Source organism: Curtobacterium sp. MMLR14_002, from assembly GCF_001864975.1.
GTDB classification, from domain to species: Bacteria; Actinomycetota; Actinomycetes; order Actinomycetales; family Microbacteriaceae; genus Curtobacterium; species Curtobacterium flaccumfaciens.
In genome coordinates, this window is the sequence record NZ_MJGT01000001.1 from 203,125 (window position 1) to 216,023 (window position 12,899).

Annotated in this window: 14 protein-coding genes and 1 pseudogene; 8 read left to right on the top strand and 7 right to left on the bottom strand. The window is 69.3% G+C overall.

Features of this window, described 5'->3' with window-relative positions; genetic code table 11:
• Positions 1-114: 114 nt before the first annotated feature.
• From BIU91_RS18030 to BIU91_RS00965, 4 genes and pseudogenes are all read left to right on the top strand, one after another.
• Positions 115-333 (top strand): annotated as a pseudogene (locus BIU91_RS18030) (ATP-binding protein); the annotation flags it as partial.
• Positions 334-448: 115 nt separating this feature from the next.
• Positions 449-1,045 (top strand): recombinase family protein, encoded by a 597-nt coding sequence (locus BIU91_RS00955; protein WP_071403821.1) that lies wholly within the window; start codon positions 449-451, stop codon positions 1,043-1,045.
• Positions 1,046-1,389: 344 nt separating this feature from the next.
• The gene (locus BIU91_RS18365; protein WP_139196711.1) at positions 1,390-2,412 is read left to right on the top strand and encodes a hypothetical protein; all 1,023 of its coding nucleotides are present in this window, start codon (positions 1,390-1,392) and stop codon (positions 2,410-2,412) included.
• Positions 2,413-2,581: 169 nt separating this feature from the next.
• On the top strand, positions 2,582-3,541 hold the full coding sequence (locus tag BIU91_RS00965) for a hypothetical protein (RefSeq protein ID WP_139196847.1): 960 nt from the start codon (positions 2,582-2,584) through the stop codon (positions 3,539-3,541).
• A gap of 130 nt (positions 3,542-3,671) precedes the next feature.
• Here the strand turns inward: BIU91_RS00965 and BIU91_RS18035 are convergent, their stop codons facing one another.
• Positions 3,672-3,764: an Lsr2 family protein gene (locus BIU91_RS18035; RefSeq protein ID WP_084740377.1), complete on the bottom strand. Its 93-nt coding sequence runs from the start codon at positions 3,762-3,764 to the stop codon at positions 3,672-3,674.
• A 534-nt stretch (positions 3,765-4,298) separates the two neighbouring features.
• Here BIU91_RS18035 and BIU91_RS00970 point away from each other — a divergent pair.
• Positions 4,299-4,940, top strand: a complete 642-nt coding sequence (locus tag BIU91_RS00970) for a copper resistance protein CopC (protein WP_084740380.1) — start codon at positions 4,299-4,301, stop codon at positions 4,938-4,940.
• A gap of 15 nt (positions 4,941-4,955) precedes the next feature.
• On the opposite strand, the gene BIU91_RS00975 is transcribed toward BIU91_RS00970, so the two are convergent.
• Positions 4,956-5,987, bottom strand: coding sequence for an alcohol dehydrogenase catalytic domain-containing protein (locus BIU91_RS00975; RefSeq protein WP_071403825.1), 1,032 nt, complete (start codon positions 5,985-5,987; stop codon positions 4,956-4,958).
• Positions 5,988-6,176: 189 nt separating this feature from the next.
• Here BIU91_RS00975 and BIU91_RS00980 point away from each other — a divergent pair, with 189 nt between their 5' ends.
• The gene (locus BIU91_RS00980; RefSeq protein ID WP_084740384.1) at positions 6,177-6,617 is read left to right on the top strand and encodes a GNAT family N-acetyltransferase; all 441 of its coding nucleotides are present in this window, start codon (positions 6,177-6,179) and stop codon (positions 6,615-6,617) included.
• 31 nt (positions 6,618-6,648) lie between these two features.
• Here BIU91_RS00980 and BIU91_RS00985 read toward each other — a convergent pair whose 3' ends face one another.
• Positions 6,649-7,329, bottom strand: coding sequence for an SDR family NAD(P)-dependent oxidoreductase (locus tag BIU91_RS00985; protein WP_071403827.1), 681 nt, complete (start codon positions 7,327-7,329; stop codon positions 6,649-6,651).
• A 102-nt stretch (positions 7,330-7,431) separates the two neighbouring features.
• Here BIU91_RS00985 and BIU91_RS00990 point away from each other — a divergent pair, with 102 nt between their 5' ends.
• A complete protein-coding gene (locus BIU91_RS00990) occupies positions 7,432-8,265 on the top strand; it encodes a helix-turn-helix domain-containing protein (RefSeq protein ID WP_071404000.1) in 834 nt (277 codons plus the stop codon).
• Here BIU91_RS00990 and BIU91_RS00995 read toward each other — a convergent pair.
• A complete protein-coding gene (locus BIU91_RS00995) occupies positions 8,252-9,472 on the bottom strand; it encodes a beta-ketoacyl-[acyl-carrier-protein] synthase family protein (protein ID WP_084740392.1) in 1,221 nt (406 codons plus the stop codon). The two genes, BIU91_RS00990 and BIU91_RS00995, sit on opposite strands and share 14 nt — an antisense overlap.
• 54 nt (positions 9,473-9,526) lie before the next feature.
• Between BIU91_RS00995 and BIU91_RS01000 the strand changes: the two genes are divergently transcribed.
• Positions 9,527-10,105: a TetR/AcrR family transcriptional regulator C-terminal domain-containing protein gene (locus BIU91_RS01000; protein WP_071403828.1), complete on the top strand. Its 579-nt coding sequence runs from the start codon at positions 9,527-9,529 to the stop codon at positions 10,103-10,105.
• Positions 10,106-10,167: 62 nt separating this feature from the next.
• Here the strand turns inward: BIU91_RS01000 and dhaM are convergent, their stop codons facing one another.
• The 3 genes from dhaM to dhaK all read right to left on the bottom strand — a co-directional run bounded on the left by dhaM (position 10,168) and on the right by dhaK (position 12,637).
• Positions 10,168-10,902, bottom strand: a complete 735-nt coding sequence (dhaM, locus tag BIU91_RS01005; RefSeq protein ID WP_071403829.1) for a dihydroxyacetone kinase phosphoryl donor subunit DhaM — start codon at positions 10,900-10,902, stop codon at positions 10,168-10,170.
• Positions 10,899-11,525 (bottom strand): dihydroxyacetone kinase subunit DhaL, encoded by a 627-nt coding sequence (gene dhaL / locus BIU91_RS01010; RefSeq protein ID WP_071403830.1) that lies wholly within the window; start codon positions 11,523-11,525, stop codon positions 10,899-10,901. The genes dhaM and dhaL overlap by 4 nt, the downstream gene beginning before the upstream one ends.
• A gap of 110 nt (positions 11,526-11,635) precedes the next feature.
• Positions 11,636-12,637, bottom strand: a complete 1,002-nt coding sequence (gene dhaK / locus BIU91_RS01015; protein ID WP_071403831.1) for a dihydroxyacetone kinase subunit DhaK — start codon at positions 12,635-12,637, stop codon at positions 11,636-11,638.
• Between the last annotated feature and the right edge of the window lie 262 nt (positions 12,638-12,899).

Below are 12,899 nucleotides of genomic sequence, written 5' to 3' on the forward strand. Positions count from 1 at the left end.
TCATCGCAGCACCACATCCGTCTCCCGCCAACGGCCGCCACCGATCGGAACAACACCTCCGTTCCGTGCAAGCACTCCGGCTCGCCGCGCGAGCGCGGCAGACGTAACAAATACGAACGTCAATGGCGCAAGCTCGGCAAGACGCTCGACCCCGACGACTTCACCGACGCGCAAGCCATCGCCGCCGTCGAACGCATCACCCGCGGCAACTTCCGGCTCCTTGAGCGCCTCCTCCCTCAGATCCAACGCGTCCTGAAGATCAACGAGCTCGACGTCATCACCAACGACGTCGTCGAGGCCGCCCGCAGCACCCTCGTCATCGGCACCACCTGACCCGACACCGATCGCAGCGAAAACGACGACACAGAGCGAGGCTGCTCACAACTCAGTGCTGGTATCTACGTGCCATTTCCACCGATGTTCGACGGGTTCCGCTACGTTCTGGGTCATGGGTGAGCTTCTCGGGTATGCGCGGGTGTCGACAACCGATCAGGACGCGGCGCTGCAGCTCGACGCGTTGAATGCTGCCGGCTGCTACCGGGTGTGGGTCGACACAATGTCCGGATCGCTCGAGCACCGTCCGGAGCTCACCAAGCTGCTCGATCAGCTCCGACCAGGCGACACTCTCGTCGTGTGGCGGCTTGACCGGCTCGGGCGATCCATCCGGCATCTGATCGACCAGCTGCAGGCGCTGGGGGAGCGGGGTGTGGGGTTCCGGTCCTTGCAAGAGACGATCGACACAACCTCACCCGGCGGCCGGCTCGTGTTCCACGTCTTCGCCGCCCTGGCCGAGTTCGAACGGGATCTCATCCGCGAACGCACGCACGCCGGCCTCACGGCCGCTCGAGCTCGAGGGCGGAACGGCGGTCGGCCGCCTCGGCTGTCGGCCGATCAGGTACGAACTGCCAGGCGCCTGTATGAGCAACGGGACATGACGGTCGCGCAGATCGGTGAAGTACTCGGAGTCAGTAGGACCACGGTGTACAGGGCACTCCGACGTGAGAGAGAGCCAGGCGCGGGCCGACGTCGAAAGACGTCCGGCTGACCGTCGGGCTCGCGCGGTCCGTGCGACCGATGGGCACGGGGGTGTTGCAACATGTCTAGAGCCAAGACCGGATCTGTCGCGGACCCCCCGAACCGACCCCATGACCGCGGTTCTCAACCGCACCGGGGCCGTGGCACTGGGGCATACCCCAGAACTGCACACACCTTGGTGCCTGCTCGCTCCGACCCCGCCGGTTTCGCCGAGCGCGATGATGACGGCGACGTCAGCCGCAGGCAACGACCAAGCGGTGGCGAGAAGGCACTTTGGGGCGCGTCAGCGCGGGCCCCACGGCTTCGAGATTCGCCCAGTTACCGAATGTCGGACGTCGCGCGGATGATCGCGTCATGACCGATTCCGTCTCGCCTTCGCGGGGGGACGCCCCCGGGGCGCCCATCGCAACGATCTATCAGAACTCGGATCAGGTTGCAGGGATCCTGCAGCAGATCGTGAGCCAGCCCCTTCTGACCGAGGAGACGCGCGATTCCAACGCGGCAGGAGGCAGCGATACTGCAGCCGGCGGGTCGGCGACGGGCAAAATAAGCGGAAAAGCAAAAGCGCCTTTTATTGGTGGGGTTGAACTCGCCGCCGAGGCACAAGCGAGCCTTTCCTCCAGCTGGACTCAGACGACCGGTACAGCGTCTCGTCAGCAGTTTGTCTACTCCCAAGCATATAATTTGCACCTCGTCCGGAAGTTTCTCGAACAGGGTTCCCTGATAACGCGTCTCACGACGGCGGAGGAAGCCGAGGAGCTGCGGCCAGGATCCTTCGTCGAGTACACGACGGCGTTTGACCCGGTCGAACTAACACTCGCGCTGGATGTTGTTTCTCCGGAACTTGTTGAAGCAATCACCCGATACACAGTCGAGCGTGACTATATCTCCCGATTCCCCGAGGGTGGGGGCCATAAAGCGCGAGTGCAACATGCAGAAAAAATGCACCTTGAGGCTGAGGCAAAGGGGGGTCTCGCGCGAGCGATCACGAACGCCGTCAAAGCTGACACTCGGCAGGAAACCACGCGGGAATACTACGGGCGTGTTGCAGATGAGCCCGCACTTACCGTTGTCACAATTTGCGATCTGGCACACTTTATCGTTGATGACCCCGACCGACTTCTCGATGGCACTTTTACGGTGATCGGCAAGGTCATATCGGCCGTCGAGCTGGACGTGCCCACCTTCTCTCGTAACAAGCTTCTCCGCAATCTCGCGCCGACAGCGCTTGATGAGGGCATTGGTAAGCTCCATGAGTTGATCGAGGAAGTCCCTGAAGTTGGTGGTGTAGCGCCGTCAGAGCTCGTCGAGTTGAAGATTGACTCTAGGGTCCGCGGGTCGTCTATCCGCGTGATGCCTCTCGCCGTCTTCTCCTGATCGCTCGGGCACGCCCACCCACTGGGGCTAGCCGTGAATACTGCCACCGTCGCCCTCTACGAGGCGACTCAGCGCGGTTCGATCGTCGGGAGCATCACTAGTTGTCGCTAATGTTGGGTGTATGACGGAACGGGCGGTAGTCGAGATGCGCGAGTCTGAGCACCGAGTGATGATTGAGTACTTCGACGCCCTCGATCCCGAAGTATCAACAGCACTTCACTCCATCCTCCGCGATGCCGGGCTGGCACGCACACTCGTGGCTGGGCTTAACGCATTTCTGTCCGATATGAGCACCTGGAGGCTCACGGTCAGTGGCGATGTGGTCTCGACTGTTAACGCGATTGAGCAGCGCGTCGAGGGCAATGGTTACTCGATGAACCGAGGCATTGGGCAAGTCGGTGCTCGAACCATCAGTGCGGCCGATGGAACATACGACATTGTGATTAACGCTTCGGCGTTCATGCCCCCGTTCGAGGTTTCTTCGCCCGAGGAGCTGGTCGGGTACATGCACAGGATCGGACTGCATCTCGCGATTCACGAGGCTGGCCACGCGATACTCCATCAGCGCGGTGAGGACCTGGACGAGTACCAAGACCTCGCCGCTGGTAGCAAGACAGAGCGAGCCTGGCGTAAACATCTTGCAGCGCATGTCGACGACTTTCGTATCGAGAAGATGACGAACCGCACCGCGCCGTCACCAGTTTCAAACGTCGACGGCATCGGCGACACTCTCGCTCACATGAGGATTGAGTTGGGGGAGTCGAGCCGCCTCCGCATAACCGATGGTGATGCGGCGATGTTCCGCAGCTCCACCGCCGTCAATGATCTCCTTCGGGTCATGACGTATCTATCCGCCGAACTGGGCGTCGATAAGATCGTAAGTGGATTGCGGCCTGCGCCCCTGCCTCCGGGCTGGGATGAGTACTTGGAGGAGGTTTGGGATGCATGGGCTCTGAATCTCGATCGGCTGGAGCCCGCTGACAAATCAATGGCGCTAGCTGAGATCGCTTCCGTTCTCACTGACCTTTGCAAAATCGTCGTTTTGTGGACTCGGAATATCGTCGGGTATCATTTTGAGATACACGACGACGATTCGTGGTCCGCAAACTGGGCGCGGGCAACGTACTGACGAGGGATGCGCCGGAGTCTCTGCTGTCCGGGCGACTGCGACTGCGATCTGACATAAGAGCGCCGTATCGGCGTGAACGAAGCAGCCGGCCACCCCGAGGGTGGCCGGCTGCTTCGTCGGGGGAGCGGCGTCAGAGGGCGGCGTCGTACGCGTCGCGTACGGCCTGGCTCATGCGGCCGCGGGCGGAGACCTCGTGGCCGTTCGCCTTGATTGAAGAACTCACGGCTCACGGAAGTATCTGGTTCGAGCAGCGGACCTGTTGATATAGCAAAAGGGCGAGAAGTTATCCACGGTGAGATGGGCAAGGTGGCCGTTGCATAGAACGTGGCCGACTCACTTCTCCGGCGCCGGCGAGCTGCGGTTAGTCGGTGAGGTTGGCGCGTTCCTCGCTGAGCAGCAAAGACCTTGTCATCATCCGTCGTCCGCGGTTGCGCTCTAAGAAGCTCCAGTGAGGAAGTTGAGCACCGCACCGCACCGCACGGCACTCGAGCTGCCGTGGATTTCTGCATTAAACGCAGGATCCTCTTGCTCGCGAGCATGCCGCTGTCGCGCCGAGCTAGTTTCCAGGTTTCACCTAGCGGACGGATTCTGGGGCTGATCAGGTCAAACACTGCGGTACAAGCGGTGCCGGAGTCGTTGCACTAGATGCAACTCACGATGTTTGAGCGCCGATAATGCATATTATGTCAACCCAGAGGTTGTGAGTGGCTCCGCTCGGCTGACGGGACGCTCGACATCACTTCCCTAGCCTGGATCCGTGCACGATCACCGAGATGACCAACGCCGCTCCCGGACCGTGACACCCCGGGTCCTGTTCGCAGTCGCCCTGTCCGCGTTCCTCGTGCTGATCGGCACGACACCCGCATCGGCGCACGCAGCACTGACCTCGAGTGATCCGGCGGACGGCGCCACGGTCACTGCCGACATTGAGCGAGTGACGCTCACCTTCAGCGAGGCGCCGCTGGCCGGGCTCGAAGCCGGTCTGCGCATCGAGGTCCGGGACGACGGCGGGACCGACGAGTCCACCGGAGCGGTGGCCGTCGACGGCACCTCGATGTCCAAGGCGGTGTCGCTCTCCCCCGGCCCGCACACCCTCGTCTGGCGGTACGTCTCCCCCGACGGCCATCCGATCGAGGGACAGCTCGCGTTCTCGGTGGAACCGGCCGCATCTCCGACCGTTCCACCCACGACGACGAGCCCGACGGCCGCGCCCACATCATCCTCGGAACCGTCGGCAGCGGCAGCGGGAGCCGCACCGAACACGGGTGCCGGCACGCATGCGCACGGCCACGGCGGCCCCGCACTCCTGTTCGGGGTCGTCGGGATCCTGGCAGTGCTCGTCATCGGCGCGGTCGTGCTCCGCATCCGCCGGGGCGCGGACGCTCGGACCGAGGGCTGACGGGACGCCCGAGCCTCAGAACACCGCGACGGTCATGCCCGACGAGGTCGCAGGGCGGTCCATCGCGACGAGCGCGTCGGGCAGGTCGTCGAAGCCGATCGTGCGGCCGATCGTCTCCTCCGGACGCAGCCGCCCGGCCACGACGGCGTCGAGCATCGCGCCGTACTCCCCGACCGCTGCCCCGTGGCTGCCGAGCAGTTCGAGTTCGTCCGCGATGACCCGGCCCATCGGGATCGCCGGAGCGGCTTCGTCGTCGAGGAGCAGCCCGACCTGCACGTGCCGACCGCGCGGACGCAGGGACGCCACGGCGGCGACCGAGGTGGCACGGCTGCCGTAGGCGTCGAGCGAGACGTGTGCTCCGCCGCCCGTGCGGGACCGGACCGTGGTGACGACATCGGCGTCCATCAGAACGGTGTCGGCGCCCAGGGCGGCTGCGCGTTCGAGTGCGGCCGTGGAGACATCGACGGCGACGACGTGCGCGCCGGCGGCCACGGCGACCATGACCGCGGAGAGCCCGACTCCCCCGCAGCCGTAGACCACGACCCACTCCCCTGCGGCAACGCGCCCTCGGGCGTGCAGGGCGTGGAACGCGGTGCCGAATCGGCAGCCGAGCGCCGCAGCCACCGCGAAGTCCACGGCGTCGGGCAGCGCGACGAGGTTCAGGTCGGCGTGCGGGACGACCAGGGAGTCCGCGTACGAGCCCTGCAGGTCGAACCCGGGCTGCTGCTGGGCGGTGCACACCTGGGTGGCGCCGTCGAGGCACTCGGCGCAGGTCCCGCAGGCGAACACGAACGGTGCCGTCACCCGGTCACCCACGGCGAAGCGCTGGACGCCCGTGCCGATCGACGCGACGACGCCGGCGAACTCGTGGCCGGGCACGTGCGGCAGCCGGACGGAGTCGTCGTGGCCCTTCCAGGCGTGCCAGTCACTGCGGCAGACGCCGGTGGCGGCCACCCGCACGACGACACCGTGGTCCGGTGCCACGGGCTCCGGCAGGTCGACGATCGAGGGGACGGAACCGAACTGGGCGTACTGGACGGCGCGCATGCGGCCATCCTGACAGACGCCCGACGCCGGACGGCGGACCAGCGCGACCGACCGCCCGAGGCGACCCGTCCGCCGGGGTCCCCACGGGCCTCCAGGCCGCCGGCCACCCGACCACCCGACCACCCGAGCGGTCCACCGCATCCCGATCGGCCGTTGCGCCGCAGGCGCGTCCGCCGGTTGACTCGTCACGTGACCGATCTGCGCTTCTCCGCCGACCCCGCCGACCTCGACGTCGACCGCGTGCACCGCTGGCTGAGCGAGGAGTCGTACTGGGCCCGCGGCCGTGACCGGGCGACGCAGGAGGCGATCATCGCCGGCTCCCGGAACTTCGGCGTGTACGACGCGACGACCGGCGAGCAGCTCGGCTACGCGCGGGTGATCACCGATGGCGTGACGTTCGGGTGGCTCGCCGACGTGTTCGTGGACCCCGACGCCCGGGGCCGCGGCGTCGGGGTCGCACTCGTGCGCGGCGTTATCGAGGCGGTCGAGCCGCTCGGCCTGAAGCGCTTCGCCCTGTTCACCGCGGATGCCCACGGGCTGTACGAGCGGTTCGGGTTCCGCCCGCTGCCCGATCCGGACGGCTGGATGATGCGTCCCGGGCCGGGGTTCGGCGCCGACGTGCACGATTGAGGGGGCGCGGGCGCACACGCAGCGCTGCCCCTCAGTACTCGATGCGGCCCTCGCGGTTGTGGAACTCCCCCGTCGGCCCGTCGGTGCCGATCGTCGCGAGCATGACCGTGGCGTCGGTGCCCTCGGTGATCGTCTGGTGTCCGCCGAACCCGTTGAACTCCGTCGCCGTGTAGCCCGGGTCGCTCGCGTTCACCCGGAACCCGGGCAGGTTCTTCGCGTACTGCACGGTCAACGCGATCACGGCCGCCTTCGACGCCGCGTACGGCACCGCAGGCACCCCGTACTCGTCGTGTCCCGGTGTCGTCAGCCAGCGCGGGAACCCCACCCCCGACGAGACGTTCACGATGACGGGTGCCGCCGAACGTCGCAGCAGGGGCAGCGCGGCCTGGGTCACCCGGACGATGCCGGTGACGTTGGTGTCGAGCACGGTCGCCATGGCGCTCGCGTCGAGGTCGTCGACCCCGAACGAGGTGCCGAGGATCCCGGCGTTGTTCACGAGGACGTCGAGTTCGGGGATGGTCGCGATCGCCGCGTCGATGCTGGCCTGGTCGGTGACGTCCAGCTGCACGACGTGGGCGCCGAGTGCGCGGGCGTCGTCGCCGCTGGCCGGGTCGCGCATGCCGGCGTACACGGTGTGGCCGGCTTCGAGCAGTCGGCGTGCGGTCTCGAGTCCGAGGCTGCGGTTGGCCCCGGTGATCAGTGTCGTTGTCATGTGCCCAGCCTGCCCCCGCCGGCCCGGCTTCCCCAGGCACGGTGCGACGGTGGGACCGGCAGTACCAGGACGGACTGGAGGCGCGGGGCGATGATGGTGGGCATGAGCGAGTTCGCGAACGTGTTGCGTTCCTGGCGTGACCGGGTGCGTCCCGAGGCGGTCGGCCTGCCGGCCGGCCCCGGCAGACGGACCCCGGGCCTCCGTCGCGAGGAGCTCGCCGCGCTGGCGGGCGTGAGCGTCGACTACGTCGTCCGCCTCGAGCAGGGCCGGGCGACGAACCCGTCGCCGCAGCTGCTCGCCGCCCTCGCGACGGCGCTCCGGCTGTCGTCCGAGGAGCGGGACCACCTGTGCCGGGTGGCCGGCGTCGCCCCGCCGTCGCGTCAGGTCGTGCCGCGGCACATCACGCCCGGCGTGCAGCGGCTGGTCGACCGGCTCGGCGACGTGCCGCTCGCGGTGTTCACGGCGACCCACGACATCGTGCTCTGGAACGAGTTGTGGGCCGCGGTGAACGGCGACCCCTCGCGGTACGTCGGGCTCGATCGCAACCTGGTCTGGCGGCACTTCACGCAGGAGCGCGACGGGGTGGACTGGGACGACGAGCACCAGGAGGAGTTCTCGAGCGACCTCGCCGCCGACCTGCGGCAGGCGTACGGGCGCTACCCGGCGGACCGCGACCTGGCGGACCTGGTCGAACGGCTGCTGCGGGAGTCCCCCGAGTTCGCCCGCCGATGGGAGACCGGCCGGATCGCCGAGCACCGTGCGAGCCGCAAGGTCGTGCTCACGCCGGTCGGGCCGGTGGAGATCGACTGCGACGTGCTGAGTGTCCCCGGCGGTGACCTGCGGATCGTCGTCTACACGGTCGTCCCGGGCTCCGAGGACGCCGCGAAGCTCGACCTGCTCCGGGTCACCGGCCTGCAGGAGCTCACGCCGCGGTGAACACCAGCGACGCGTTCTGACCGCCGAACCCGAACGAGTTGTTCAACGCGGCACGGAGCGGCGCGGTCCGTGCGGTGCCGGAGACGACGTCGAGGTCCACCGCGGGGTCGAGCCGGTCGAGGTTCAGGGTCGGTGGCACGGTCCCGGTCTCGAGCGCCCGCAGGGTCAGGATCGCCTCGACCGCGCCGGCAGCGCCGAACATGTGCCCGATGGCGCTCTTCGGAGCGGTGACCAGCGCTCCGGTCCCCACCGCACGGCTGATGGCGGCCGCCTCGCCGACGTCGCCGACCGGGGTGCCGGTCGCGTGCGCGTTCACGTGGTCGACGTCGGCGCCGGTGAGGCCCGCCATCCGGATCGCGGCGCGCATGGCCCGCTCCTGCTCGCTGCCGTCCGCCAGCGGTGCGGTGATGTGGTGCGCGTCCGAGGTGATCCCCCACCCGGCGAGCGTGCCGTGCGACCGCTGCCCCCGGGCGGCGGCGTGGTCGGCGCGCTCGAGCACGACGATGCCGGCGCCCTCGCCGAGGACGAAGCCGCGCCGGTCGGCGTCGAACGGCCGGGACAGGGTCGTCGGGTCGTCGCCGTCGGGCTTCGCGAGTGCCTGCGACTGGGCGAACGACGCCATCGTCACCGGGGTGACCGCGGCCTCGGTCCCGCCGGTGATGACGACGTCGGCCTCACCGGTGGCGATGAGTCGTGCGGCGGTGGCGATGGCCTCCGCACCGGAGGCACATGCCGACACCGTCGTGTAGGCGCCGCCCCGCGCCCCGTACGCGATGCTGATCTGCGCGGCGGCACCGTTCGCCATGAGCATCGGCACCGTGCGCGGTGAGACCCGCCGGGCACCGGACGCGCCGAGCACGTCGTGGGCGTCGAGGAGCGTCTCCACTCCCCCGATCCCGGTGCCGATCACCACGGCGAGGCGGTCGCCCTCCACCGCGGGGGCACCGGCGTCGGCCCAGGCCTCGTCCGCGGCGACGAGCGCCAGCTGCTGACTGCGGTCGAGGCGATTCGCACGGACCCGCCCGAGCGACCCCTCGGGGTCGAGTGCGGCATCGGCCCCGACCCGGATCGGCACCTGTTCCCAGAGCGCTCCGTCGCGGTGCAGGGCGCGGACGCCGGAGCGACCGGCCACCAGGGCGTCCCAGAGCGGTGCGACGCCGTGGCCGAAGGGTGAGACCGCGCCGAAGCCGGTGATGACGATGTCCACGGGAACTCCTCTTGTACGTTGAACAAGTTGAGTTGTACCACGTACAATTCCGACATGGCAACCACGGTGGACGGCTCCGGCACGGCACGCGGCGCGGCGACACGGGCGAAGATCCTCGCCGCGACGGCCGGACTGCTCAGCGCGGGCGCTCGGAGCGTCACCGTCAGCGAGGTCGCCCGGGCCGCGGGTGTCTACCCGAACCAGATCACGCACCACTACGGCTCGAAGGACCGCCTGGTGCTCGACGCCGCGTTCGCGCTGTTCCTCCGCGACACCACGCGACTGCAGGCGGCCGGCCGTCGTGCCCGCTCGGCGGAGGCGTTCCGGCAGGTACTCGCCCGCACCGCGCTCGCGATGCCGTCGACCCCGCTCGTGGTCCGTGCGCTCGGGGCCGCCGGGGACGACCCGGCGCACCGTGCGCGCGTGCGGTTGCTGCTCGCCGTGCTGTTCCGGCAGTCCGAGCGCTACCTGGAGCGCGTCGTCGCCGACCAGGGCTGGACGAGCCCGAGCGGCGTCGCCCGCGACGCCCGCACGTTCTGGAGCGCCGTGTTCGGTGCCACCCTGCTCGCGGACGCCGGGGTCACCGGCGTCCCCTCGGACCTCGACCTGGCGGGGACGATCTCGATCCGTTGACCGGGGCGGGCACCACCGCCGGGGTCTCCCCCGGCGGCGCTGTCACTCGCCCGGCGGCGGTGTCACTCGCCGAAGCCGGACCGGACCAGTTCCACCAGGGCGTCGACTGCGGCCTGCGCGTCCTGCCCGGTCGCGTCGATCGACACCGTCGCACCCTTCGGCAGCGCCAGTGCCATGATCGCCAGCAGGCTCTTCGCGTCCACGCCGTTGACGTGCACGCTCGCGTCGTACTTCGCCGCCGTCTTCACGAACTCCGCGGCGGGCCGGGCGTGCAGCCCGGTCTCGTTCACCAGCTCGACCGACGCGCTGACGCGGTCGGAGCCGGCCGCGCCGTCGACGGGAGCAGCTCCGTCGGCCGGCCCCGTGCCTCCAGGCTGGTCACCGGACGGACGGGAGGCGGTGCTCGCGTCCGCCTCGGAACCCGCGGCCGACGCCGCGGCGGCCAGCACCGCGTCGGCGTCGCCGCCCGTCTGGGCGGCGACCGCAGCGGCCACCGCTCCCTCGACCAACGGGGCCTGCGACACGTGGACGCGGGCACGGACGTCGTCGTCCAGGAAGTCGAGCGCGGTGTCGGTCGTCAGGTACGCGGAACCGAGGTCGCACAGCACCACGACGGCGTCCGCCTGGGCGAGTTCCTCGATGCCGGCGGTGATCGCCTCGAACGAGGTGCCGATGCCGCCGTCGTCCGTGCCGCCCGCGGCGACGAGCGGTACGTCCGCGGCCATCTGCCGGGCCAGCTCGACGGTGCCCGTCGCGATCGCCGCGCTGTGCGAGACGACCAGGATGCCGACGGTCACGCTGCGTCCACCGCTGCGCGCAGGATGTACGCGGTCGACTGTGCACCGGGGTCGCGGTACCCGATCGCGCGGTCGCCCAGGTAGCTCGCGCGGCCCTTGTGGGCGACGAGTGGCTCGGTGTCCGCCGCACCCTGCGCGGCGGCGTCGGCTGCTGCGGTGAGCACGGCCTTCGGGTCGTCGCCGGCAGCGGCGGCCGCTGCTGCGGCGTCGACCGCGGGGCTCCACGCGTCGACCATCGTCTTGTCGCCGACCGCTGCCTTGCCGCGGGACACGACCCCGTCGCGGGCGGCGGTGAGGACGGCGACGAGGGTGTCCGCGTCGAGTTCGGCCGCGTCACCGGCGGCCTGCGCCGCCTTCAGGTAAGCCGTACCGAAGAGCGGGCCGGCCGCCCCGCCCACGGTCGAGATGAGCTTCGTCGCGACGGTCTTGAGCACGGCACCCGGGGTGTCGAAGGACCCGGAGTCGACGGCCTCGAGCACGGCCCGGAACCCGCGGTCGAGGTTCTCGCCGTGGTCGCCGTCCCCGATCTCACGGTCGAGCGTGACGAGCTCGGCGCGGTGTTCGTCGATCGTCGCGGCGGTGCGACGGACCCAGTCGATGGCCCATGCGGTGTCGAGCGCCAATGCGGTTCCCTTCGTGTGTCGGGCCCGGTGGCCCGGTGTCGTGGTCCGGTGGTCGAGCGGCCGTGGTCGGTCGCGCTTGCCGTTGCAGTCGCGGTCGCGGCCGTGGTCGGTCAGCGTCCCCAGCGCAGGGCCGGGGTCTCCACCGGGGCGTCCCAGAGGGCCGTGAGTTCGTCGTCGAGCACCGTGACGGTGAGCGAGAACCCCTGCATCTCGAGGGACGTGACGTAGTCGCCGACCAAACTACGCGTGACCTGGTGGCCGCGGTCCGAGAGGACCTCGGCGGCGCGTCGGTACGCGATGTAGAGCTCGGACAGCGGGGTGCCGCCCATGCCGTTCACGAGGAGCAGCAGCGACGACCCGGCCGGGGCGTCGAGGTCGGTCAGGATCGGTTCGAGCACGCGGTCGACCAGCTCGTCCGCCGGTGCCATCGCGATCCGCTCGCGGCCCGGCTCGCCGTGGATGCCGATGCCGAGCTCGACCTCGTCGTCGGCCAGCACGAACGACGGCTCCCCCGCGTGCGGGACGGTGCCCGACGCCAGCGCGAGCCCCATCGACCGCGTGACGTCGTTGACGTGCCGGGCCACGGCTGCGACCGCGTCCAGGTCGTCCCCGCGCTCGGCGGCGGCGCCGGCGCACTTCTCCACCACGACGGTCCCGGCGACACCGCGCCGGCCGGCGGTGAACAGGGAGTCCTGCACCGCGACGTCGTCGTCCACCACGACGGACTCGACCCGGACGTCGTCCATCGCCGCGAGCTCGGCTGCCGTCTCGAAGTTGAGCACGTCGCCGGTGTAGTTCTTCACGATGTGCAGCACGCCCGCACCGCCGTCGACGGCCTTCGTCGCGGCGACGATCGGGTCGGGCGTCGGGCTCGTGAACACCGGGCCGGGCACGGCGGCGTCGAGCATGCCGTACCCGACGAAGCCGGCGTGCAGCGGTTCGTGGCCACTGCCACCGCCGCTGACGATCCCGACCTTGCCGGCGACGGGTGCGTCAGCGCGGTGCAGGTGGATCGGGTCCTCGACCAGGACGACGTGTCCGGCGTGTGCCCGGGCGAAGCCCCGGACGGTCTCCTCGACCACGGCCTGCGGGTCGTTGATGAGCTTCTTCATGCGGTGCCTCCACGGGTACGGGGTCGAACCGTGGCGGTCACACCGCACGTCGTCGACCGGAGTGGGCCCAATCTACATCGACGGCACGGGCAGCCGTCCGCTCCCGATGCACGTTCGTGCAGTGCGTCGAGGATGCGCCACCGGCTCGGGATCGTGCAGGGGACACTCGTCCTGCACGTTCGTGCACGATGCCGCACTTCGCTCACGAATTCATCGCCCGGCCGTGAGCGTCGTCACTATGGTTGGCCTCAATCACTCAACG

Excerpts from the sequence above, each read along its gene's own strand:
- dhaK (WP_071403831.1), bottom strand. The coding sequence starts at position 12,637 with ATGAAGAAGCTCATCAACGACCCGCAGGCCGTGGTCGAGGAGACCGTC.
- BIU91_RS00955 (WP_071403821.1), top strand. The coding sequence starts at position 449 with ATGGGTGAGCTTCTCGGGTATGCGCGGGTGTCGACAACCGATCAGGAC.
- BIU91_RS00990 (WP_071404000.1), top strand. The coding sequence starts at position 7,432 with ATGAGCGAGTTCGCGAACGTGTTGCGTTCCTGGCGTGACCGGGTGCGT.
- BIU91_RS18365 (WP_139196711.1), top strand. The coding sequence starts at position 1,390 with ATGACCGATTCCGTCTCGCCTTCGCGGGGGGACGCCCCCGGGGCGCCC.
- BIU91_RS00965 (WP_139196847.1), top strand. The coding sequence starts at position 2,582 with ATGATTGAGTACTTCGACGCCCTCGATCCCGAAGTATCAACAGCACTT.
- BIU91_RS00975 (WP_071403825.1), bottom strand. The coding sequence starts at position 5,987 with ATGCGCGCCGTCCAGTACGCCCAGTTCGGTTCCGTCCCCTCGATCGTC.
- BIU91_RS01000 (WP_071403828.1), top strand. The coding sequence starts at position 9,527 with ATGGCAACCACGGTGGACGGCTCCGGCACGGCACGCGGCGCGGCGACA.
- BIU91_RS00985 (WP_071403827.1), bottom strand. The coding sequence starts at position 7,329 with ATGACAACGACACTGATCACCGGGGCCAACCGCAGCCTCGGACTCGAG.